Source organism: Actinomadura rifamycini DSM 43936, from assembly GCF_000425065.1.
GTDB lineage: Bacteria > Actinomycetota > Actinomycetes > Streptosporangiales > Streptosporangiaceae > Spirillospora > Spirillospora rifamycini.
The window spans coordinates 124108-144007 of the sequence record NZ_AULB01000009.1 but is presented as its reverse complement, the minus strand read 5'-3'; the positions used below and the strand labels follow the sequence as shown (position 1 = coordinate 144007).

At 75.5% G+C, this 19900-nt stretch carries 21 protein-coding genes and 1 pseudogene; 16 read left to right on the top strand and 6 right to left on the bottom strand.

Annotated features, from left to right (window positions below; genetic code table 11):
- Positions 1–10 precede the first annotated feature (10 nt).
- From H505_RS0107480 to H505_RS0107430, 11 genes are read left to right on the top strand one after another with little or no spacing between them, the layout of a single operon-like run.
- Entirely contained in the window at positions 11–793 is a 783-nt protein-coding gene (locus H505_RS0107480; RefSeq protein ID WP_026401495.1) for an SDR family oxidoreductase, read from the top strand.
- Positions 790–2175, top strand: a complete 1386-nt coding sequence (locus H505_RS0107475; RefSeq protein WP_125611836.1) for a cytochrome P450 — start codon at positions 790–792, stop codon at positions 2173–2175. Before H505_RS0107480 ends, H505_RS0107475 begins: the two co-directional genes overlap by 4 nt.
- 5 nt (positions 2176–2180) lie before the next feature.
- Positions 2181–2378 carry a ferredoxin gene (locus H505_RS0107470; protein ID WP_026401493.1) on the top strand — a complete coding sequence of 66 codons (198 nt, stop codon included), beginning with the start codon at positions 2181–2183 and terminating at the stop codon, positions 2376–2378.
- A 9-nt stretch (positions 2379–2387) separates the two neighbouring features.
- The gene (locus tag H505_RS40345) at positions 2388–3047 is read left to right on the top strand and encodes a hypothetical protein (protein WP_051300386.1); all 660 of its coding nucleotides are present in this window, start codon (positions 2388–2390) and stop codon (positions 3045–3047) included.
- Positions 3044–4549 (top strand): aldehyde dehydrogenase, encoded by a 1506-nt coding sequence (locus H505_RS0107460; RefSeq protein WP_026401492.1) that lies wholly within the window; start codon positions 3044–3046, stop codon positions 4547–4549. Before H505_RS40345 ends, H505_RS0107460 begins: the two co-directional genes overlap by 4 nt.
- A complete protein-coding gene (locus H505_RS0107455) occupies positions 4546–5295 on the top strand; it encodes an SDR family oxidoreductase (protein WP_026401491.1) in 750 nt (249 codons plus the stop codon). Before H505_RS0107460 ends, H505_RS0107455 begins: the two co-directional genes overlap by 4 nt.
- Before the next feature lie 23 nt (positions 5296–5318).
- Positions 5319–6191, top strand: coding sequence for an NAD(P)-dependent oxidoreductase (locus H505_RS0107450; protein WP_211238415.1), 873 nt, complete (start codon positions 5319–5321; stop codon positions 6189–6191).
- The gene (locus H505_RS40340; protein ID WP_051300385.1) at positions 6188–6649 is read left to right on the top strand and encodes a carboxymuconolactone decarboxylase family protein; all 462 of its coding nucleotides are present in this window, start codon (positions 6188–6190) and stop codon (positions 6647–6649) included. Before H505_RS0107450 ends, H505_RS40340 begins: the two co-directional genes overlap by 4 nt.
- Positions 6650–6661: 12 nt before the next feature.
- The gene (locus H505_RS40335; RefSeq protein WP_157432937.1) at positions 6662–7171 is read left to right on the top strand and encodes a hypothetical protein; all 510 of its coding nucleotides are present in this window, start codon (positions 6662–6664) and stop codon (positions 7169–7171) included.
- A gap of 37 nt (positions 7172–7208) precedes the next feature.
- Positions 7209–7448 (top strand): SDR family NAD(P)-dependent oxidoreductase, encoded by a 240-nt coding sequence (locus H505_RS0107435; protein WP_026401488.1) that lies wholly within the window; start codon positions 7209–7211, stop codon positions 7446–7448.
- A gap of 29 nt (positions 7449–7477) precedes the next feature.
- Positions 7478–8977 carry an FAD-binding protein gene (locus H505_RS0107430; RefSeq protein WP_084549958.1) on the top strand — a complete coding sequence of 500 codons (1500 nt, stop codon included), beginning with the start codon at positions 7478–7480 and terminating at the stop codon, positions 8975–8977.
- A 37-nt stretch (positions 8978–9014) separates the two neighbouring features.
- Here H505_RS0107430 and H505_RS0107425 read toward each other — a convergent pair whose 3' ends face one another.
- Positions 9015–9839: an MOSC domain-containing protein gene (locus tag H505_RS0107425; protein WP_026401486.1), complete on the bottom strand. Its 825-nt coding sequence runs from the start codon at positions 9837–9839 to the stop codon at positions 9015–9017.
- Between the two features lie 7 nt (positions 9840–9846).
- Entirely contained in the window at positions 9847–10524 is a 678-nt protein-coding gene (gene def, locus H505_RS0107420) for a peptide deformylase (protein ID WP_026401485.1), read from the bottom strand.
- Positions 10525–10619: 95 nt separating this feature from the next.
- Here def and H505_RS0107415 point away from each other — a divergent pair, with 95 nt between their 5' ends.
- The 4 genes from H505_RS0107415 (at position 10620) to H505_RS40330 (ending at position 14901) form a co-directional block, all read left to right on the top strand.
- Positions 10620–11195 (top strand): helix-turn-helix domain-containing protein, encoded by a 576-nt coding sequence (locus H505_RS0107415; protein ID WP_026401484.1) that lies wholly within the window; start codon positions 10620–10622, stop codon positions 11193–11195.
- 135 nt (positions 11196–11330) lie between these two features.
- The gene (locus H505_RS0107410) at positions 11331–12962 is read left to right on the top strand and encodes a phytoene desaturase family protein (protein WP_084549956.1); all 1632 of its coding nucleotides are present in this window, start codon (positions 11331–11333) and stop codon (positions 12960–12962) included.
- Positions 12959–13927 carry a phytoene/squalene synthase family protein gene (locus H505_RS0107405; RefSeq protein WP_034517017.1) on the top strand — a complete coding sequence of 323 codons (969 nt, stop codon included), beginning with the start codon at positions 12959–12961 and terminating at the stop codon, positions 13925–13927. Before H505_RS0107410 ends, H505_RS0107405 begins: the two co-directional genes overlap by 4 nt.
- Positions 13924–14901, top strand: coding sequence for a phosphate acyltransferase (locus tag H505_RS40330; RefSeq protein ID WP_064743523.1), 978 nt, complete (start codon positions 13924–13926; stop codon positions 14899–14901). Before H505_RS0107405 ends, H505_RS40330 begins: the two co-directional genes overlap by 4 nt.
- Before the next feature lie 35 nt (positions 14902–14936).
- Here the strand turns inward: H505_RS40330 and H505_RS0107395 are convergent, their stop codons facing one another.
- Positions 14937–15656 carry a spheroidene monooxygenase gene (locus H505_RS0107395; RefSeq protein ID WP_245592460.1) on the bottom strand — a complete coding sequence of 240 codons (720 nt, stop codon included), beginning with the start codon at positions 15654–15656 and terminating at the stop codon, positions 14937–14939.
- On the opposite strand from H505_RS0107395, the pseudogene H505_RS51475 reads away from it, so the two are divergent.
- Positions 15637–16176, top strand: a pseudogene (locus H505_RS51475) (glycerol-3-phosphate acyltransferase); the annotation flags it as partial. The gene H505_RS0107395 and the pseudogene H505_RS51475 sit on opposite strands and share 20 nt — an antisense overlap.
- 37 nt (positions 16177–16213) lie before the next feature.
- On the opposite strand, the gene H505_RS40320 reads toward H505_RS51475, so the two are convergent.
- From H505_RS40320 to H505_RS40310, 3 genes are read right to left on the bottom strand one after another with little or no spacing between them, the layout of a single operon-like run.
- The gene (locus H505_RS40320) at positions 16214–17383 is read right to left on the bottom strand and encodes a glycosyltransferase family 2 protein (protein WP_051300384.1); all 1170 of its coding nucleotides are present in this window, start codon (positions 17381–17383) and stop codon (positions 16214–16216) included.
- Entirely contained in the window at positions 17380–18840 is a 1461-nt protein-coding gene (locus tag H505_RS40315) for a phytoene desaturase family protein (protein ID WP_034517016.1), read from the bottom strand. The genes H505_RS40320 and H505_RS40315 overlap by 4 nt, the downstream gene beginning before the upstream one ends.
- The gene (locus H505_RS40310) at positions 18828–19571 is read right to left on the bottom strand and encodes a carotenoid biosynthesis protein (RefSeq protein ID WP_064743521.1); all 744 of its coding nucleotides are present in this window, start codon (positions 19569–19571) and stop codon (positions 18828–18830) included. Before H505_RS40310 ends, H505_RS40315 begins: the two co-directional genes overlap by 13 nt.
- Between the last annotated feature and the right edge of the window lie 329 nt (positions 19572–19900).

The following is a 19900-nucleotide window of genomic DNA, read 5'->3' as shown; positions in this document are numbered from 1 at the left end:
AGGGTTCGACGTGTCCAAGAAGTACCAGCACCCCGACCGGCGTCCGGCGGTGATCACCGGCGCGTCCTCCGGCATCGGCGCCGAGACCGCCCGGGTCCTCGCCGCGGCGGGGCACCCGGTCGCGCTCGGCGCGCGCCGCGTCGACGCCCTCGAGGAGCTCGCCGCGGCCATCCGCGCCGGCGGCGGCGAGGCGGTCGCGCACGCGCTCGACGTCACCGACGACGACGCGGTGGACGAGTTCGCCGCGAAGGCGACCGCCGACCTCGGCGACATCGAGGTCGTGGTCAGCAACGCCGGCCTGGTGGCGCCCGGCGCGACCATCGAGGTCACCTCCGCGCGCTTCGCCCGGGAGATCGACCTCAACCTCGTCGGCGCCCACCGGATCGTGCGGACGTTCGTGCCCGCCATGGTCGAGCGCCGGCGGGGCGACATCGTCTTCGTCTCCTCCGACGTGGCGGTGCGCCCCCGCCCGTTCATGTCGGCCTACTCGGCCGGCAAGTGGGGCCTGGAGGGGATGGCGAACGCGCTGCAGATGGAGCTCGAGGGCACCGGCGTGCGGGCCTCGATCGTCCGGCCGGGGCCGACGTGGAGCGGCATGGGCACCGACTGGGACGACGGCGACGCCGCGTTCGTGCTCGACCAGTGGGTCCGCTTCGGGCTGGCCCGGCATCCCCACTTCCTCAAGGCGAGGGCGCACGCGGACGCGATCGCCACGATCGTCGGCGCACCGCGCGGCGTGCATCTGAGCCTGCTCGACGTCAATCCCGAAGCACCCGTGGAGGAGAGATCATGACTGCCCCCGGGCTCGACCGGCTCGCCGGGATCCCCGAGGTGAGCACGGTCCTGGACGACCGGAGCCCCGAGGTCCCCGAGATCATCCGCGGCACCGGGCATCTCCCGGAGATGCGGGTCGATCCGATCGGCCTGTTCCACCGCGTCCGCGCGGAGTGCGGCGACGTCGGACGCTTCCGGCTCGCCGACAAGGACGTCGTGCTGGTCAGCGGCGCCGAGGCGAACGAGGTGTTCTTCCGGGCGCCCGACGAGCTGCTCGACCAGGCGGCCGCGTACCCGTTCATGACGCCGATCTTCGGCAAGGGCGTCGTCTTCGACGCCTCCCCGGAGGAGCGGCAGCAGATGCTGAAGAACCAGGCGCTGCGCGGCGACATGATGCGCGGGCACGCCCGGACCATCGAGGCGGAGATCCGCCGGATGGTCGCGGACTGGGGCGACGAAGGCGAGATCGACCTCCTCGACTTCTTCGCCGAGCTGACCATCTACACGACGTCCGCGTGCCTGATCGGCAAGCCGTTCCGCGAGGAGCTCGACGCGTCCTTCGCGCAGCACTACCACGAGCTGGAGCGGGGCACCGACGCCATCGCCTACGTCGACGCGCACGCCGACATCGACAGCTTCCGGCTGCGCGACGCGGCCCGGGAGAAGCTGGTCGCGCTGGTGCAGGGGATCATCGACCGCCGCAAGGAGCGGGGCAAGGTCCCCCGCGAGGAGCGCGACCTGCTCGACGTCCTCATCTCCCTGGACATGAGCGCCGAGCACATCACCGGCATCTTCATCTCGATGATGTTCGCCGGCCACCACACCTCCAGCGGCACCGCGTCCTGGGCCATGATCGAGCTGCTGCGCCACCCGGACGTCCTCGCCGATGTGGTCGCCGAGCTGGACGCGCTGTACGCCGACGGGTCCGAGGTCTCGTTCCAGGCGCTGCGCTCGATCCCCCTGCTGGAGTCGGCGCTGAAGGAGACCCTCCGCCTGCACCCGCCGCTCATCATCCTGATGCGCCTGGTCCGGGAGGACTTCGAGCTGCTCGGCACCACCGTCCCCGCCGGGACGCTGCTCGCCGCGTCGCCCCGGGTCTCCAACCGGATCGAGGACGACTTCCCCGACGCCGAGCGGTTCGAGCCGGGCCGCTACATCGACCCCCGCCAGGAGGACCTGCAGAACCGCTGGACCTGGATCCCGTTCGGCGCCGGCAAGCACCGCTGCGTCGGCAACGCGTTCGCGATGATGCAGATGAAGGCCATCTTCTCCGTCGTCCTGCGCGACTTCGCCTTCGAGCCCGCCCAGCCTCTCGACTCCTACGGGGACGACTTCTCGAAGATGGTGATCCAGCTCAAGCAGCCCTGCCGCGTGAAGTACCGGCGCCGGGCGGGGCGGTGAGCGGGATGCGGGTCGTCGCCGACACGGGCATCTGCCAGGGGCACCGGCTCTGCCAGGGGGACGCGCCCGACGTGTTCGGGTTCGACGAGGAGAACGACGTGGTCGTGGTCCTCGACGAGCGTCCGGACGAGTCGCGCCGCGCGGACGTGGCCACGGCCGTGAAGTACTGCCCGGCCTTCGCACTCTCGATCGACGAGGACTGAGGAGACGCAGTGAGTGAGCACAGTGGGCTGACCCGGGCCGAGATCGAGGAGTTCTGGGACTCCTGGCTCGCCGGCAACCGGGAGGCCGAGCGGACCGGCGACTGGCGGATGCTGGCCGACTGGTACGCCGAGGACGCGTCCTACGGCTGGATGTACAGCCACGACGAGCACTTCATGGCGGTCGGCCGCGACCAGATCCGCGACTGGGCGATCGGCATCGAGATGGACGGCTTCGACGGCTGGCACTACGACTACCAGGTCACCGTCATCGACGAGCGGAAGTCGATGATCGTCGGCTTCTGGAAGCAGAGGTCCGGCATCGTCGACGACGAGACCGGCGGGGAGTACGAGATCCTCGGCATCGGCGGCTCCTGGTTCGGCGTCGAGCGGCAGACCTCCGGACCGGACGAGGGCCAGGTCAAGATCGCCTGGCAGCGGGACTGGTTCGACCTGCCGTCGACCGCCCACACGTTCATGGAGATCGTCAAGTCCGGCAAGGCCCCCGAGTCGCTGCTGAAGCGGATGAAGGTCGCCGGCCACGGCGTCCCGGGCCACTACCGCTACAAGGACCTGACCTCGTCCCTCTGGCCCCCGCCGGTCGAACGCGGCGACTACATCACGCAGGCGCCCGGGCAGGCGCCGGGCGGCGCCGCGGAGGAAGCGCGGTGACCGGCCGCGTCCCGGGCAACCCGCCGGCCCGGCAGTACATCGACGGCAAGCTCCGCGGTTCGGGCGGCGGGGCGTCCTTCCCGATTCTCAACCCGGCCACCGGGCAGGAGATCGGCCGCGCGCCCGACGGCACCGCCGCGGACGTCGACGCGGCGGTCGCCGCCGCCCGGCGCGCGTTCGACGAGACGGCCTGGTCGTCCGACCGCGCGCTGCGCATCCGGGTGCTGCGCCAGTTCCACCGGGCGCTGCTCGACGACGCCGACCGGCTCCGGGCCCTCACGACCGCCGAGGCCGGGGCGCCGGCGTTCTTCGTCACCGGGCCGCAGTTCGACACCCCGGTCGAGAGCCTGAAGTGGACGATCGACCTCGCCGAAGGCTACGCGTGGGAGACCGACCTCGGCGTCGGCACCACGATGGGCATCCGCTCCCGCCGCACCGTGCGGCGCGAGCCGGTGGGCGTGGTCGCCGCGATCACCCCGTGGAACTTCCCCAACCAGATCAACCTCGCCAAGATCGGCCCGGCGCTCGCCGCCGGGAACACCGTGGTGCTCAAGCCGGCCCCCGACACCCCGTGGCTGGCGAGCGAGCTGGGCCGGCTGTTCGCCGAGCACACCGACGTCCCGCCCGGGGTGTTCAACGTCGTGACGCCCCGCGACAACGACACGGCGGCACTGCTGACCACCGACCCGCGGGTGGACCTCGTCTCGTTCACCGGCTCCACCGCCACGGGACGGGCGATCGCGGCGGCCGCGGCGCCCACCCTGAAGAGGGTCTTCCTCGAGCTCGGCGGCAAGTCCGCGGCGATCGTGCTCGACGACGCCGACCTGGCGTCCGCCGTCGGCACCACCGCCTTCGCGGCGTCGGTGCACGCCGGCCAGGGCTGCGCCATCACCACCCGGCTGCTGGTGCCGCGGGACCGCTACGACGAGGCGGTGGAGATCGCCGCCGCGACGATGGGCTCGCTCGGCGCGAAGGACCCGCTCGACCCCGGCACGATCTGCGGCCCGGTGATCTCGGCGGCGCAGCGGGACCGGGTGAAGGGCTACCTCGACCTGGCGGCCCGGGAGGGCGGGCGGTTCGCCACCGGCGGCGGGATCGCCGAGCAGGAAGGCGAGCTGGCCGGCGGGTTCTGGATCGAGCCGACCGTGGTCGCCGGCCTCGACAACACCGCCCGGGTCGCCCAAGAGGAGATCTTCGGCCCGGTGCTGACCGTCATCGCGCACGACGGCGACGACGACGCCGTGCGGATCGCCAACGAGTCCCCGTACGGCCTCTCCGGCTCGGTCGACTCCGGAGACCTGGCGCGGGCCAAGGCCGTCGCCGACCGCGTCCGCACGGGGACGATCGGCGTCAACGGCGGCATGTGGTTCGGCGCGGACGCGCCGTTCGGCGGCTACAAGCAGTCCGGCATCGGCCGCGAGATGGGCGTGGCCGGGTTCGAGGAGTACCTCGAGACCAAGACCGTGGCCGAGCCGGCCCGACCCCAGGGAGACCAGCGGTGAGCAGATTCCAGGACAAGGTCGTCATCGTCACCGGCGCGGCGCAGGGCATCGGCGAGGTCTACGCCCGGGGGCTGGCCGCCGAGGGCGCCTCGGTGGTGGTCGCCGACATCAACGAGGACGCCGGCGCCCGGGTCGCCAAGGAGATCCGGGCGGACGGCGGCGCGGCGGTCTTCGCCCGCGCCGACGTGGCGTCGCCCGAGTCGGCGCAGGCCGTCGCGGACACGGCCGTCGCCGAGTACGGCGGCATCGACGCGCTGGTCAACAACGCCGCCATCTACGGCGACATGAAGTTCGACCTGCTCATCAGCGTCGACTGGGACTACTACCGGAGGTTCCTCGACGTGAACCTCAACGGCGCGCTCGTCATGACGCGCGCGGTGTACCGGGAGATGCGCAAGCGCGGCGGCGGCTCGATCGTCAACCAGTCCAGCACCGCGGCCTACCTCTACTCCGGCTTCTACGGGCTGGCGAAGGTGGGCGTGAACGGGCTGACCCAGCAGCTCGCGCACGAGCTCGGCGGGATGAACATCCGGGTCAACGCGGTCGCGCCCGGCCCCACCGACACCGAGGCCACGCGGGTGCAGGCGGGCGACGCGGCCAAGGAGCTCGTCGGCGCCATGGCGCTCAAGCGGTTCGGCCGCCCCGAGGACATGCTCGGCGCGGTGAAGTTCCTGCTGTCCGACGACGCCGCGTGGGTGACGGGCCAGATCATCGCCGTCGACGGCGGCCAGACCTTCCGGCTGTAGGCGCGGACGAAATGGGGACCGACATGAGCGACGCCGTCCGCGTCGGGTTCGTGGGCCTCGGCGACATCGGGAAGCCGATGGCGGCGCGGCTGGCCCGGCGGCAGGCCGAGGCGGGCCTCGCCCTGAGCGTGTTCGACATCGCCGAGGCACCGGTCGCGGAGCTGGTCGAGGCGGGCGCGAAGGCGGCCGACGGCGTCGGCTCGCTCGCCGCCGGCAGCGACGTGCTGTGCGTGATGGTCAACAACGACGACCAGGTGCGCTCGGTGCTCGGCGAGGTGCTGGCCGCCGAAGGGGCCGGCGCGGGCCTCACCGTGGCCGTCCACTCGACCGTGGCGCCCGCGACGCCCGCCGAACTCGAGGCGCTCGCCGCGCGGCGGGGCGTCCGGCTGGTCGACGCGCCCGTCTCCGGCGGCGCGATGGGCGCGGGCACCGGCGAGCTGGCCGTCATGGTCGGCGGGTCCGCGGACGCCTTCGCCGCCGTCCGCCCGGTGCTGGACGTCCTGGCGAAGAAGGTCGTGCACGCCGGGGCGATCGGCGCGGGCACCCGGTTCAAGCTCGCCCGCAACCTGATGCACTACGCCGCGTTCACCGCCGCGACGGAGGCGCAGCGGCTGGCCGAGGCGGCCGGGCTGGACATCGCCGCCCTGGGCGACGTGGTCCGGCACACCGACGCGCTCACCGGCGGGCCGGGCGCGATCATGCACCGCGACACCACCGCCGCCCTGGAGCCGGGTTCGTTCTGGTTCACCACCTTCGACCACGTCAGGCGGCTCGCGGAGAAGGATCTCGACTTCGCCATCGCGCTGGCCGAGGAACTCGGCGTGGACGTGCCGATGGCCAGGATCGCCCGGGACGGGCTCGCGTCCGGGCTGGGTTTCCGCGAGGAGCGGTCATGAGCGACGAGAAGAACGGCAAGTTCGACGGACTCCCCGAAGCGCGGGCCCGGGGCCTCCGCAAGATGGAGCAGGTCTACGGCTTCGACATGAACGACGGCCCCGGCGACTTCTTCCGCTACACCGCCGACCACCTCTTCGGCGACATCTGGCACCGGCCGGGCCTCTCCGACCGGGACCGGCGCCTGCTCCTCATCGGCATGCTCGCCGGCCAGGGCGCCGCCGACGTGCTCGGCGTCCAGATCCCCGCCGCCCGCGCCGCCGGCGAACTCGACGACGCCGCGCTGCGCGAGATCGTCGTGTTCCTCAGCCACTACGCGGGCTGGCCGAACGGCGCGCGGCTCAACTCGGTCGTCGAGGAGACGATCGGCAAGGCGGCCCGGGCGGCCGCCAAGGCCGCCGAGGCGGCCGAGGCGGCCGAGGCCGCCGAGGCGGCCGAGGCCGCCCAGGACCAGGACTGACCCGGGAGCATCATGGCCATCCGCGTCCTTCATGTGGCGACCGGCAACGTCGGCCGCATCGCCCTCGCGCACCTCATCGAGGACCCCCGGTTCGAGCTGGCCGGGCTGGTGGTGTCGAACCCCGCGAAAGTCGGCCGGGACGCCGGCGAACTCGCCGGCCTGGACGCGGTCACGGGCGTCGCGGCCACCGGCGACCTGGACGCCGCGCTGGCCGCCGCGCGGCCGGAGTGCACGGTCTACTGCGCGCTCGGGGAGAACCGGCTCGGCGCGGCGCTCGGCGACGTCGCGAGAATCCTCGCGTCCGGCAGCGACGTCGTCGCCACCGCGCCGGTCCCGCTGGTCCACCCGTGGGGCGTGCTGCCCGAGCGGATGATCCACAACCACGCGGCGATCGCGGTCGGCGCCGGACGCGCCGTCAACGCGATCCCCGACGTCGTGGCGGCCCCGCCGGGCCTCCGGACCCCGCTCGACCTGCCTTTCAACACCGCCCGTGGCGTCTTCGCGACGACACTGGCCCGCTGACCCGCACGAGCTGACCCCGCACGAAAGGACATCGGCGATGGGACGTCTGGCCCCGCACGGCATCCGCGTCAACTCCCTGCACCCGGGCCTGATCCGGACGCCGATCACCGAGGGGTTCCCCGACGACCAGATCCCGATCCCCCTCGGCCGCCCCGGCCGCCCCGAGGACGTCGCGTCCTTCGTCGTCTTCCTCGCGAGCGAAGAGTCGTCCTACGCCACCGGGACCGAGTTCGTCGTCGACGGGGGGACCGTCAACCAGATCCCGCACAAGGGCTGACCGCCACCACCTACGCGAGGCAAGGATCGATGAACGCACACTCCTCCCCCGGACTGGCCGTGCCCCGGGCGCTCCCGGCCGCGGACCTCCCCCACGACGCCGAGCGGTTCGACGTCGTGGTGGTGGGCTTCGGCATCGCCGGCGGCTGCGCCGCGCTGGAGGCCGCGCGCTCGGGAGCCCGGGTGCTGCTGCTGGAGCGCGCCGCCGTCCACGGCGGGACGTCCAGCATGTCGGGCGGCCACTTCTACCTCGGCGGGGGCACCGCCGTCCAGAAGGCCACCGGCCACGAGGACACGGTCGAGGCGATGGCGCGGTACCTGACGGCGAGCACCAAGGACCCGGACGAGGAGAAGATCCGGGCGTACTGCGAGGGGTCGGTCGCGCACTTCGACTGGCTGGAGGCGCTGGGGTTCGAGTTCGAGCGGTCCTACTTCCCGGGGAAGGCGGTGATCCAGCCGGGCACCGAGGGGCTGATGTTCACCGGGAACGAGAAGGTGTGGCCGTTCCGCGACGAGGTCCGCCCGGCGCCGCGGGGGCACAAGGTGCCGGTGCCGGGCGACACCGAGGGCACCAAGCTGGTGATGGACCTGCTGCGGGACCGGGTCGAGGAGGCCGGCGTCGAGGTCCGGTACGAGACCGGCGCCACCAACCTGGTGGTCGCCGGGGACGGCGCGGTCACCGGGGTCGCGTGGCGGAACTTCGACCGGACCGGGGTGGTCGCCGCCGCCGGGGTCGTGATCGCGGCCGGCGGGTTCGTGATGAACCCGGACATGGTCGCGGCCTACACCCCGGCCCTCGGCGGGAAGCTGTTCACCCTGGGCGGCAGCTACGACGACGGCCTCGGCATCCGGCTGGGCCAGTCGGCGGGCGCCGCTCTCGAGCACATGGACGAGCCCTTCATCACCGCGCCGTTCTACCCGCCGTCGTCCCTGGTGAAGGGGCTGATCGTCAACAACCGCGGCGAGCGGTTCGTGGCCGAGGACGGCTACCACGCGCGGACGTCCGCCTTCGTGCTGAAGCAGCCGGGCGCGGCGGCGTACCTGATCGCCGACAGCGAGCACATGGAGGAGCAGCGGATGCCGCTGGTCCCGCTGAAGGACGGCTACGAGACGATCGAGGAGATGGAGGCCGGTCTGGGCCTGCCGCCGGGCTCGCTCGCGGCGACGATGGCGCGGTACAACGAGCACGCCGCGCGGGGCGAGGACCCCGACTTCCACAAGCATCCCGACTGGCTGGCACCGCAGGTCAAGGGTCCCTGGGGCGTCTACGACCTCACCCTCGGCACCGCCCTCTACGCGGGCTTCACACTCGGCGGCATGGCCACCACCGTCGACGGCGAGGTGCGGCGCGCGGACGGCTCGGTCATCGGCGGGCTCTACGCGGCCGGGGCCTGCGCGTCCAACATCGCCCAGGACGGCGCCGGCTACTGCTCGGGCACCCAGCTCGGCGAGGGGTCCTTCTTCGGCCGCCGCGCCGGCCTCGCCGCCGCGGCCCGGGCGCGCGAGACGTCCCGTCGGCCCGTCCCCTGACGGACCCGCCGCGGCGGCCCGCTCCGGGGCCGGCCGCTCACAGGAGGCGGAAGGCGTCCCCCGCGTTCACCCGTCCGGGCGTCACGACCTGCGCGTAGACGCCCGCGCACGGGCGCGGCCCGAGTCCGGGCACCGGCTCGACGAGGTTGAGCCGGGCGGGGGCGCGGAGCGCCGCGGTGTCGCGGGGCAGCGCGCCGTGCTCCAGCGTCGGCACGGAGCAGCGCGGCGTCGGCGCCATGACGCGCAGGACGGCCTCGCCGATCTCCAGGTCGCGGCCGACCCAGGCGTTCTCGCCGAAGCCGGGGCCGCCGGTGTCGAGCACGATGTTGGGCCGGTACCGCGCGGCCTCCATGACGCCGCGCTCCCCCGCCTCCGCGATCGCGTCCAGCGTCGCGGTGCCGACCAGGTGGACGGGCGCGAAGTCGACGAACGTGCCGGGCGGGGACCCCTGCCCGAGGACGACCTCCTCGTCCTCCACCTCGGCGGTGACCCCGGCCGCGAGGACCTGGTCGGGGACGGCGCGCGCCAGCGTGGCGCCGTCGGGACGGGTGCCGGTGAGGACGACGCGGCGCCCGAGCGCCTCCGACAGGGCCGCGTCGGCGCCGGCGTCGCCGCTGCGCACCGTCCGGCCGTCCGGCAGGACGATCCGCACCCCGGTGCCGTCGGTCACCGCCGACATGGTCAGCAGGGCGCGCCAGAGCCGGGGGCTCTTGGCGCTCGCGATCCGCCCGCTCTCGGCGTCGAGCAGCGCCCATCCCCGGTCGCCGGCGACGCCCGTCGCGACCAGTTCGGCCGAGGGCAGCTCCTCGCCCAGCATCGACTTGACCGGATAGCGCCACAACTCCGCGGCCGTTCCCGCCATGGCCCCCTCACTTCCTTCCGTGGTCGCGGTCCAGGTCGGCCGCCTTGGCGGCGCGTTGGGCGAAGACGTCCTCGCGGCGCTCCTCCATCTGCCGCAGCGCCTCCTTCCGGCCGCGTTTGGAGAGCCGGTCGATGTACGTGCGGCCGAACAGGTGGTCGGTCTCGTGCTGCAGGCAGCGGGCGAAGTAGCCCGTCCCCTCGATGACGAGCGGGCGTCCGTCCTTGTCGGACCCCCGCGCCACGGCACGGTCGGTGCGGGGGACCTCCATCGAGGCGCCGGGCACCGACAGGCACCCCTCGACGTCGTTGAGGAGCCTGCGGTCGCCCGCTTCGGGCAGTTCCAGGACGGGGTTGACGAGGTGGCCGACGTGCCGGACCCCGTGGTCGTCCGGGCAGTCGTACACGAACAGCCGGAGGTCGACGCCGACCTGGTTGGCCGCCAGCCCCGCGCCGTCCGCGGCGTACATCGTCGCGAACATGTCGTCGATCAGGGCCGACAGCTCCGACGAGCCGAAGTCGGACACCTCGCGGCACGGGCGCGCCAGGACCTCCTCGCCGACGACGGTGATCCGGCGCACCGAACCGCGCCGCGCCTCCGGCGGCAGGTCCGGGTAGGAGTCGACGGGACTCCCCTGCACGCGGACCCGCCGGTCGACGGGTTCGGAATGCTCGTGACCAGCGGCCATGCTGCCCCTCCTTGTCCGCACGCCGCGAACGTCCCCGCGACGCGACGCTCCGGCGGGACTTGCCGTGATCTTTGCAAAGTAGCAGACTTTGCAAAGTGACTGAGGACGACCTCGACGCCCTGCGCGACCCCCCTCGCGGCACCGGCGGCGGGCTGCGCGAACACGAGGTCCGCACGGCGCTCCTGGACCTGCTGGCCCGGGTGGGCACCGCCACCGCGACCGAGGCCGCCGCCCGCCTGGGCTACAGCTCCGGCCTCTGCTCGTTCCACCTGAGGCAACTCGCACGGCACGGGTTCATCGAGGAGGCGCCGCGCGGCGGGGGCCGCGCCCGCCCCTGGCGGCTGCGGCGCGGCGACCGGGCCGCGGACGCCTCGGGCGAGGCGTTCGGCGACCTGGCCCGCGGGCTGGAGGACGAGAGCTGGCACCGGTGGCTCACCCACCGCGACCAGGCGCCGCCCGAGTTCCGCCGCGACGAGGCGTTCAGCGCCGTCGCGTACCTGACCCCGGAGGAGATGAGCCGGGTCGCGGACGCCGTCCGGCGGGCGCTCGCCCCCTACCGGGATCGCGAGCTGCGCCCCCTGTCCCGTCCGGAAGGCGCCCTGCCCGTGGCCCTCATCGCCCGGTTGTTCCCCCTGCTCCCCCACACCCCCGACGACCCCGGCCGCAGCTGACGAGCCGTCCCTCCGCTGAGCCGGTCCGTCCGGGCGGCGCGGCAAAGGTTTCTTTGGACGGCGCTTGCGCCGGTGGTCGGCGGGTACGGGGCGACCATTTCGACAGGGGGAAACCATGAGCAGAACTCTCGGCCCATGCACCCGGCCTTCCTCGGCGCACCGTTCGCGGATCCGGCCGCGGGGAAGCGCCGGACGCCTCGGCGGCGGGGCGCCGGCCTGCGCGGCGGCGGCACCGGACGACCGCTCCCGGTGACGGGGACCGGGGGCCGCACCGGTGGACGCCCGGTGCCCGGCCCGGCGCGTCCGCCCGGTCCGGTGGTGGTGGTCGGCGCGGGACTGGCCGGGCTGTCGGCGGCGATCCATCTCGCGGCCCGCGGGCGCGAGGTCGTGGTCGTCGAAGCGGAGCGGGGACCGGGAGGCTGCTGCGGGTCGGCGGAGCTGGGCCCCTACCGGTTCGACACCGGCCCGTCGGTGCTGACGATGCCGGGCGTGCTGGCGGCGACCTTCGGCGCGGCCGGCGAGGACCTCGACGGACGGCTGCCGCTGCGGCGCCTGGACCCCTACTACCGGCTGGCCTTCCCCGACGGCTCGCGGCTCGACGTCGTGGCGGGCGCGGAGGAGATGGCCGGCAACGTCCGCGACCTGTGCGGACCGGACGAGGCCGCGCGGTACCTGCGGTTCCGCCGCCGGCTCCGCGCGATGTTCGAGGCGGAATGGCCGGCCTTCATCGACGCCGACATGACCCGGCTGCGCGACATGGCGCGTCCGTACGCCCTGCTGAGGCTGGCCGCGGCGGGCGGGTTCCGGCGGCTGGACCGGTTCGTCGCCGGGCAGTTGCGCGACGAGCGGCTCATCAGGGCGCACACCTTCCAGTCGCTGTACGTCGGGCTCCCCCCGCACCGGGCGCTCGCCGTCTACGCGGTGGTGGCGCACATGGACACCGTCGGCGGCGTCTACTTCCCCCGCCGCGGCGGCATGCGCGCCGTCCCGCGGGCGCTGGCGGACGTCGCCGAGAAGGCGGGCGCGCAGTTGCGGTACGGCGTGCGGGCCGAGCGGGTCGAGACCGGCGCCCGCGGGGTGCGGGCGGTGCGGCTGGACACCGGCGAGCGGATCGCCGCGAGCCACGCGGTGATCGCCTGCGACCGGGTGCGCGCCCAGGCGGAGCTGCTGCCGGGCCTCGCGGACGACTGGCGGCTGCGGCGGCCCCGCTACTCGCCGTCCTGCCTGGTCGTGCATGTCGGCCTGGACCGGCGGACGCCCGGCCGGGCGCACCACACGGTGCGTTTCGGGCGGACGTGGAAGGAGACGTTCGCCGCGCTGGCGGCCGGGCGCCCGCAGCCCGACCCCAGCCTGCTGATCACCTACATCGACACCGACGACACGGCCGCGCCGCCCGGGCACGCCGCTCTCAGCGTGCTGGAGCCCGCGCCGAACCTGGCGTCCGGCGCCGACTGGGAGCGGCTCGCGCCCCGGCTCGAGGAGCGGCTGCTGGCGCGGCTCGCCGACCTCGGCTACGGCGACCTGTCGGTGCGGCCGCGGCTGATGTTCGATCCGCCGGCGTGGGCGCGGCTGGGGCACTCGGCGGGGACGCCGTTCGCGCTGGACCACCGCTTCGCCCAGACCGCCTGGCTGCGCCCGTCCGGCCGCGCCCGGCGCGTCCCCGGCCTGCACTTCGCCGGCATGTACACCGCCCCGGGCGTCGGTGTCCCGCCCGCGCTGATCTCGGGTCGGCTGGCCGCCGCCCGGATCCTGGAGGGCGACCGATGACGGCGGGCACGAGCACGGTGACGTTGACGGCCAGCTACGAGCAGTGCCGCCGCATCAACGCCCGCCACGGCCGCTCCTTCTATCTGGCCACGCTGCTGCTGCCCGCGTGGAAACGCAGGCACGTCCACGCCCTCTACGGATTCGCGCGGCACGTGGACGACATCGTCGACGCGTCCGGCGGCGCCCGCGGCGCCACGAACGAACGGGACGGGGACGGGCGGGACGGGGACGGGCGGGCCGCGGCGCTCGACGGCGTCGCGGCCCGCCTGGAGGCGAGCCTGGCCGGGGAGCCGGTCCCGGACCCCGTGCTCCCCGCGTTCGTCCACACGGTGCGGTCCTTCGGCATCGAGCACGACGACATCCGGGCGTTCATGTCGTCGATGCGCGCCGACCTGACCGTCACCCGCTACGACACCTACCAGGACCTGCTGGTCTACATGGAGGGGTCGGCGGCGGCGATCGGGCTGATGATGCTCCCGGTTCTGGAGACGCTGCCCGGCACCGGGCGGAGCGCGCGCGAACCCGCCCGCGAACTGGGGCGGGCCTTCCAGCTCACCAACTTCCTGCGGGACGTGGCCGAGGACCGGGCGCGCAGCCGCATCTACCTGCCCCTGGAGGACATGGAGCGGTTCGGGGTCGGCGAGGCCGACCTCGCCGGGAACGGGTGCGGCCGGAGGCTGCGCGAGCTGGTGGCGTTCGAGGCCGCGCGGGCCCGCGCCCACTACCGGCGCGCGCAGGAGGGCATCGACATGCTGGTGCCGTCGTCGCGTCCCTGCATCCGCGCCGCGGCGGCGCTGTACGGCGGCATCCTGGACCGGATCGCCGCGGCCGACCACGACGTGCTCGCGGGGAGGGCGTGCGTCCCGCGGCGGCACCGCGCCGTGATCTTCACGCGGCACCTCGTGGCCGCGTCCGCCGCGGCCCGCGCCGAGCGGCGCCCGCTCCTCGCGGGAGAGCCGCGATGACCGCGCTCGGCGACGTCCCGCCGCGGCGCCCGGTGGTGCTGGACGCGATGGGCGGCGACCACGGGCCCCGCGAGACGGTGCCGGGCGCCCTGGCCGCGCACCGCGAGCACGGTGTGCGGGTGACGCTGGTCGGCCGCCGGGAGAGGATCGACCGGGAACTGCGCCGGCACGGCGGCGCCGGCGAACTCGAAATCGTGCACGCCGACGACGTCGTCCCCATGGCGGGCGCGGCGGCGTCGGCGGCCGCGCGCCCCGCCACCAGCCTGCGGGTCGGCTGCGAAGTCGCGCGCCGCGACCGGGCCGCGTTCGTGTCGGCCGGGTCCACGGGGGCCGTGGTGGCCTGCGCCGTCCGCACCCTGGGACGGGCGGACGGCGTGCTGCGCCCCGCGCTGGCCGTCGCCCTCCCCACGGCGGCCGGCGCCACCGTGCTGGTCGACGCGGGCGGGACCGCCGACCCGACGGCGCCGATGCTCGCGCAGTTCGCCGTCCTGGGCAGCCGGTACGCGCGGACGGCGCTGGGCGTGCCCGAGCCCCGCGTGGGACTGCTGTCGATCGGTTCCGAGCCGGGCAAGGGCAACCGGCTCGTCCGCGACGCCGCCCTGCTGCTGCCGGACCTGCCGGTCCGGTTCCACGGCAACGTCGAAGGCCATGACGTGCTGGCCGGAACCGTGGACGTGGTGGCCACCGACGGGTTCACCGGCAACGTGGTCCTGAAGAACATCGAAGGCTGCGTCCGCACGGTGCTGGGCATGGCCGCCGACCGCGGGGCCGCGCCCCCGGAGGCCCTGGCGAAGGTCGCCCGGCTGTACAGCGCCGACACCCACGGCGGCGCCGCGCTGCTGGGCCTGAACGGAACGGTGCTCGTCGCGCACGGGTCGTCCGGGTCCGCGGCCGTCGCGCGGGCCTGCACGGCCGCCTCCGCCTCGGCCCCGGCCGGCGACGCCGCGGACGCGGCCGCCGGAGGCCGCGCATGAGCCGGTCGGTTCTCGGTGCGCCGCCCGTCGGCGCGTCACTCCCCGGTGCGGGTGCGCAGCGGGTCGCGGCCGTCCCAGCTTCCGTGGTGCGCATAGGGGACGAACCGCGCGAACAGCTCCTCGGAGTACCAGTCGTGCGCGCGCACCCGCCCGATGACCTCGCGGTGGGCTCCGGCCCGGAAGGCGAACCGGTCGATCGCCGCCGCGTCCCGCCACAGCGAGAACGTCGCCTGCCTCGCCAGCGGCCACTCCCCCACGCCGACCGACGCCAGGCAGCCCTCCTGCTCCCGCAGGGCCCGGTCCACCTCGGGGACCGCGCGGTAGAACGCCGCGAGCCGGCGCGGGCGGATCGACGCGCGGGTCAGCACGGCGACGGGCGCGCCCGGCGCTTCCGGGACGCGGCGGGGGGCGAGCCCGCCGAACGGGTCCCGGCCGCCCCACCGCCCGCGCGAGGACAGCGGCCGCAGCCGCACGTGCCAGGACTCCGCGGTCTCCTCGCGCCACCGCCGCGCCACCGCGGAGCGCTCCAGGAACTCCTCCAGCGCGGCCTCGCCGTCCCAGACCGCGAACAGCGCCCAGCGGCGCAGGTCGGCGCCCAGGCTCATGGACCGGCCGCGCCCGGTCCCCAGCAGGCGCCAGAACGACAGCCCCGCGGCCGCGCGGAGCCGCGGGCGGTCCAGCGCCATGTAGCGCATCGCGTCCGCGGTCGCGTACCTGAGCAGATGGAAGGAAGCGATGACGCCCGAACCCGTCACACCCGTTCCCGCCGCGTCCGTGCTCGTCCCGGTCATCGGCGGCTACCTGCTCGGCTCGGTGCCGACGGCGGTCCTGGTCGGCCGCGCCCACGGTTTCGACCCGCGGTCGGTGGGCGACCGCAATCCCGGCTTCTGGAACGTCATGGGGCGCCTGGACGCCCGCTCGGCCGCGCCCGTGTTCGCCGGCGACCTCCTCAAGGGCACCGCGGCGGGCCTGCTCGCCCTGGCGGTGAGCGGCCGGCGGACGGGCCCGCTCGGGCAGGTCCGCGGGCGGAGCGTCGTCCCGGTGTACGCGGCGGTGGGCGCGGCGATGGCCGGGCACGCCTGGCCGCTGTTCGCCGGGCGCCGCGGCGGACGCTGCGTGCTGACCTTCGCGGGCGGCATGGCGGTCGTCTGCCCGCCGGCGTTCGGCCTCGGCCTCGGGCTGCTGGGCGCCACCGGCCTGGCCGCGCACTCCTTCGCCACGGGCGCGCGGGTCGCGGTGTTCGCGCTGCCCGCGCTGCAACTGCCGTTCGCGCCCGCCGCGCAGGTGGCGGGCACCGGGGCGCTGATGGCCTTCATCGGTGCCCGCTTCGGGCAGGCGGCCCTGGCCGAGCGCGCACGGCGGCGCCGTCCGCCCGCCGCCGCGGCGCCCTCCGGCCGGGCGGACCGGTCGCGTCCCGGGCGTAGACGCGGCCGCGCCACGTCCGCGCGGGACGCAGCACGGACAGCGTGAGCCGGACGGCGCCGACCGGGTCCAGCAGCGGCGACAGCAGCAGCCCGGGCCCCGGAGCGGCGTAGCTGCCGCGCAGCGCGGCCGTCAGCAGGAACCGCTGCCCGAGCAGCGCCAGGTCCAGCGGCGCGGGACGCCCGGACAGCAGGCGCAGCACCGGCAGCGCCATGGTCAGCCACACCACCGCCAGATCGCCGGCGAGCCCGGCCGGCGGCGTCACGTCCCGCAACGCGATCGAGCGCCCCCATTCCCGCCACACGTCCGCGACGCCGCCGTGCATGTCGACCTCCAGCAGCGCGCCCGCGTCGACGAACGCGACCCGCCACCCGTCGCGCGCCAGCAGCCGCCCCAGCGCGACGTCGTCGGTGAGGTGGCCGCGCACCCGGGCGAACGCGTCGGCCCGGACCATCGCGTCCTTGCGGAAGGCCAGGCACTGGCCGTTGACGAGCAGCCGTCCGGGACCGCGGGCGTCCGGGCCGACCGGCCCGAACCGGTAGACCAGGGTGGCCAGGAGCGAGGCGTGCAACGCCTGCTCCACCGCGCTCCCGGTGAGGAAACGGGGACCCGCGCTGACCAGGTCGCACTCTTCCAGCAGGCCGGCAAGCGCCGTGCACAGCCCTTCCTTCGGGCGGGTGTCGGCGTCCAGGAGCACCACGAGGGGCCCCCTCGCGCGGCGCAGCCCCTGCCGCAGCGCCCACTGCTTGCCCACCCAGCCCGCGGGCGGCTCGGTGCCCGCGACGACGGTCGCGCCGAGGGCCGCGGCCGTGCGCGCGGTGCCGTCGCGCGACCGGTCGTCGACGACGATCACCTCCCGCACGGCCGGGTCCGCCAGCAGCGGCACCGCGCACGCCCGGATCCGGTGCTCCTCGTCGCGCGCGGGGATCACCACCGAGACCGGCTCCGCCGGCCGGTTGCGGGGAGGCGCCGTCAGGGCGGGCGGACGGTCCCGCCCCCGCGCCAGCCGCGCCGCCACCGCGGCCGCCGCGACCGCCGCCGCCGCGGTCGGCGCCCTCACGGCCGCGCCCCCGCCGGCCGCGACCGGACGAGCGGGAAGTCGTCCTCGACCAGGGACGCCGCGATGCGTCCGCTCATCGCCACCAGCGGAAGCCCGCCGCCGGGATGCGCGGACCCGCCCGCCAGGTACAGGCCGCGGCGCGGCCCGCGGTTCCCCGGGCGGCGCAGCGGCGCCGTCCGCCCCCGGTAGGCCGTCCCGTAGATCGCTCCGCCCCACGCGCCGTACCGGTCGCGCAGGTCCGCGGGCGTGAACAGCTCCACGAACCGCAGCCGTCCCGACAGGTCGTGCCCGCGCCGCGCCAGCCGCTCCAGCACCAGGTCGCGGTACGCCTCCGGCGTCACCGGCCACCGCTCCGGATCGCGCGCGGGGACGTTGACCAGCATCGTCCAGTTCTCCGCCCCGGGCGGCGCCTGCGACGGGTCGTCCACCGCCGAGCATCCGATGTAGACCGTCGGGTCCCGGGGCGGCACGCGCCGCCGGAACACGTCCGCGAACTCCCGCCGGTAGTCGTCCGAGAAGACCACCGAATGGTGCGGCAGCCCGTCGGTCCGGCCGTCGACGCCCGCGAGCATCAGGAACGCCGAGGACGACGGGCCGAGCCCGGCGATCCGGCGCAGCCGCCGCCGGTCGGGCAGCAGCCGGCCGTACAGCGCCGCCGCGTCGGCGTTGACCACCACCGCGTCCGCGCTCTCGCGCTCCCCGGACGCCAGCGCCACGCCCTTCACCGACTCGCCGTCGGCCAGGACCCGCCGGACCGTGCTGCCGGTGCGGATCTCCACGCCCGCGTCGTCCAGCAGGCCCGCCAGCTCGTCCGCCAGCCGGGCCATCCCGCCCGGCACGTACCAGCCGCCGTCGCCGTGCTCGATCGCCGGGACGCACCCCAGCGCGGCCGGCGCCCGGTAAGGGCTGGACCCGGCGTACGTGGCGTACCGCCCGACGTACTGCCGCAGCCTGCCGTCGTCGAAGAACCGGCGCGCCAGGCCGTGCAGCGTCCGTCCCGGCGCGACCGCCAGGAGGTCGGCGGGCCGCGCCTCCCGCGGCGGGCGGCCGAGCGGCCCCGCGAAGAACGTCCGCTGCGACGCCTCGAGGCACCGGCGCGCCCACGCGTGGAACGCCCGCCACGCCGCGCCCTGCCCCGGCGCGAGGCGGTCCACCTCGGCGGCCATGCGGGCCGGGTCGCGGTAGGCCCGCAGGACCGATCCGTCCGCGAACCGGTACCGGCACAGCTCGTCCAGGGCGACGGCCTCCCGCGCGGCGCCCAACTCGCGGAACACGTCCGGGAGGGTGAGCAGCGACGGCCCGAGCGAGAAGGCGAACCCGTCCCGCGTGCGTTCGGCGAGCTTGCCGCCCAGCCGGTCCAGCCGCTCGTGCAGCCGCACCCCGTGGCCGGCCCGCGCCAGCAGCAGCGCGGCGACCATGCCGCCGACGCCGCCGCCGACCACGATCACCTCGGCCATCGGCCGTCCCCTCCGCCCGCCCGCGCCGCCGCCGTCCGCCGCCGCGCCGCCAGCACCGCCGCGGGGACCGCGAAGGCCCCCATCGCCGTCCCGCCGGCCGCCGCCACGAGCGGATCGCGCGGCCGGAACACCGCCGCGAACGCCACCGTCTCCATCACCGCCATGACCGCGTAGGTCGCCACCAGCCCCTCCGCGACGTCCCGTCCCGGCCCGACGAGCGCGTCGACCGCCCCCGTCAGCAGCGCCGACGCCGCCAGCCAGCCGGCGAAGTTGCTCGCGGGCACGCCCCGGTACGCCCCGCGCCGCGCCCATCTCCACAGGTCCAGCCGCGTCATCTGCGGATCGAGGAACAGGTCCCAGGCCGTGAGCGCCGAAGCGCCCACCGCGACCCGCGTCCACCGCCGTCCGTCCGGGACGAGCGTGGCCGCGACCGCGTGCGACGCCAGCCCCATGCCCGCCCACGCCGCCGCGACCGCCGCGGGGACGCCGCCCACCTGCGGCCGCAGAACCCCCGTGTAGGAGTACCGGCCGAACGGCACGCCCGTCCGCACCCCCACCCATTCGGCCGCGTAGCCCAGCGCCGCCGCCGCGCCCACGGCCCCCGCCGCGCGCCCGGCGCCCAGGCGGGACGCGGCGAAGCATCCCGCGCCCGCCGTCAGCAGGCCCACCACCGGTCCCGTCCAGCGCACCGGATCCGGCCGCACCCCCGACGCGACCTGCGCCGCCACCATCGACGCCAGGCAACCGGCGCCCGCCGCCGCGAAGCGGCGCCCCCCTCCCCCGGGACCTGCGGCCCGAGCACGACGCCGCGCCACCACCTCCGCGCCTCCCCTCCGGAGCGAACCGCCGCGGCGCCGCCCGTCCCGCCGCGGGCTCGGCGCCGGCGCGCGTTCGCGTTGGCCCAGGCGAACGGTCCGCACGATCGTCGCGCTACCCACAGCGACGCATCCCACACGGAGGGCGCCGGGCGTGCCGGGCCGAGCAGGCCGATCGCGCTTCGACCGATCGCGCGGACCGGACGTTCTCGCTGCTCACGGCGTTGGAGCGGGGCCCGATAAAT

Bases quoted from the DNA above. Each gene is read 5' to 3' on its own strand.
- H505_RS0107475 (WP_125611836.1), top strand. From the start codon at position 790: ATGACTGCCCCCGGGCTCGACCGGCTCGCCGGGATCCCCGAGGTGAGC.
- H505_RS0107435 (WP_026401488.1), top strand. From the start codon at position 7,209: ATGGGACGTCTGGCCCCGCACGGCATCCGCGTCAACTCCCTGCACCCG.
- H505_RS40315 (WP_034517016.1), bottom strand. From the start codon at position 18,840: ATGGCCGAGGTGATCGTGGTCGGCGGCGGCGTCGGCGGCATGGTCGCC.
- H505_RS40310 (WP_064743521.1), bottom strand. From the start codon at position 19,571: ATGGTGGCGGCGCAGGTCGCGTCGGGGGTGCGGCCGGATCCGGTGCGC.
- H505_RS0107410 (WP_084549956.1), top strand. From the start codon at position 11,331: ATGCACCCGGCCTTCCTCGGCGCACCGTTCGCGGATCCGGCCGCGGGG.
- H505_RS40335 (WP_157432937.1), top strand. From the start codon at position 6,662: ATGGCCATCCGCGTCCTTCATGTGGCGACCGGCAACGTCGGCCGCATC.
- H505_RS40330 (WP_064743523.1), top strand. From the start codon at position 13,924: ATGACCGCGCTCGGCGACGTCCCGCCGCGGCGCCCGGTGGTGCTGGAC.
- H505_RS40340 (WP_051300385.1), top strand. From the start codon at position 6,188: ATGAGCGACGAGAAGAACGGCAAGTTCGACGGACTCCCCGAAGCGCGG.
- def (WP_026401485.1), bottom strand. From the start codon at position 10,524: ATGGCCGCTGGTCACGAGCATTCCGAACCCGTCGACCGGCGGGTCCGC.
- H505_RS0107450 (WP_211238415.1), top strand. From the start codon at position 5,319: ATGAGCGACGCCGTCCGCGTCGGGTTCGTGGGCCTCGGCGACATCGGG.
- H505_RS0107430 (WP_084549958.1), top strand. From the start codon at position 7,478: ATGAACGCACACTCCTCCCCCGGACTGGCCGTGCCCCGGGCGCTCCCG.
- H505_RS0107425 (WP_026401486.1), bottom strand. From the start codon at position 9,839: ATGGCGGGAACGGCCGCGGAGTTGTGGCGCTATCCGGTCAAGTCGATG.
- H505_RS0107405 (WP_034517017.1), top strand. From the start codon at position 12,959: ATGACGGCGGGCACGAGCACGGTGACGTTGACGGCCAGCTACGAGCAG.
- H505_RS0107470 (WP_026401493.1), top strand. From the start codon at position 2,181: ATGCGGGTCGTCGCCGACACGGGCATCTGCCAGGGGCACCGGCTCTGC.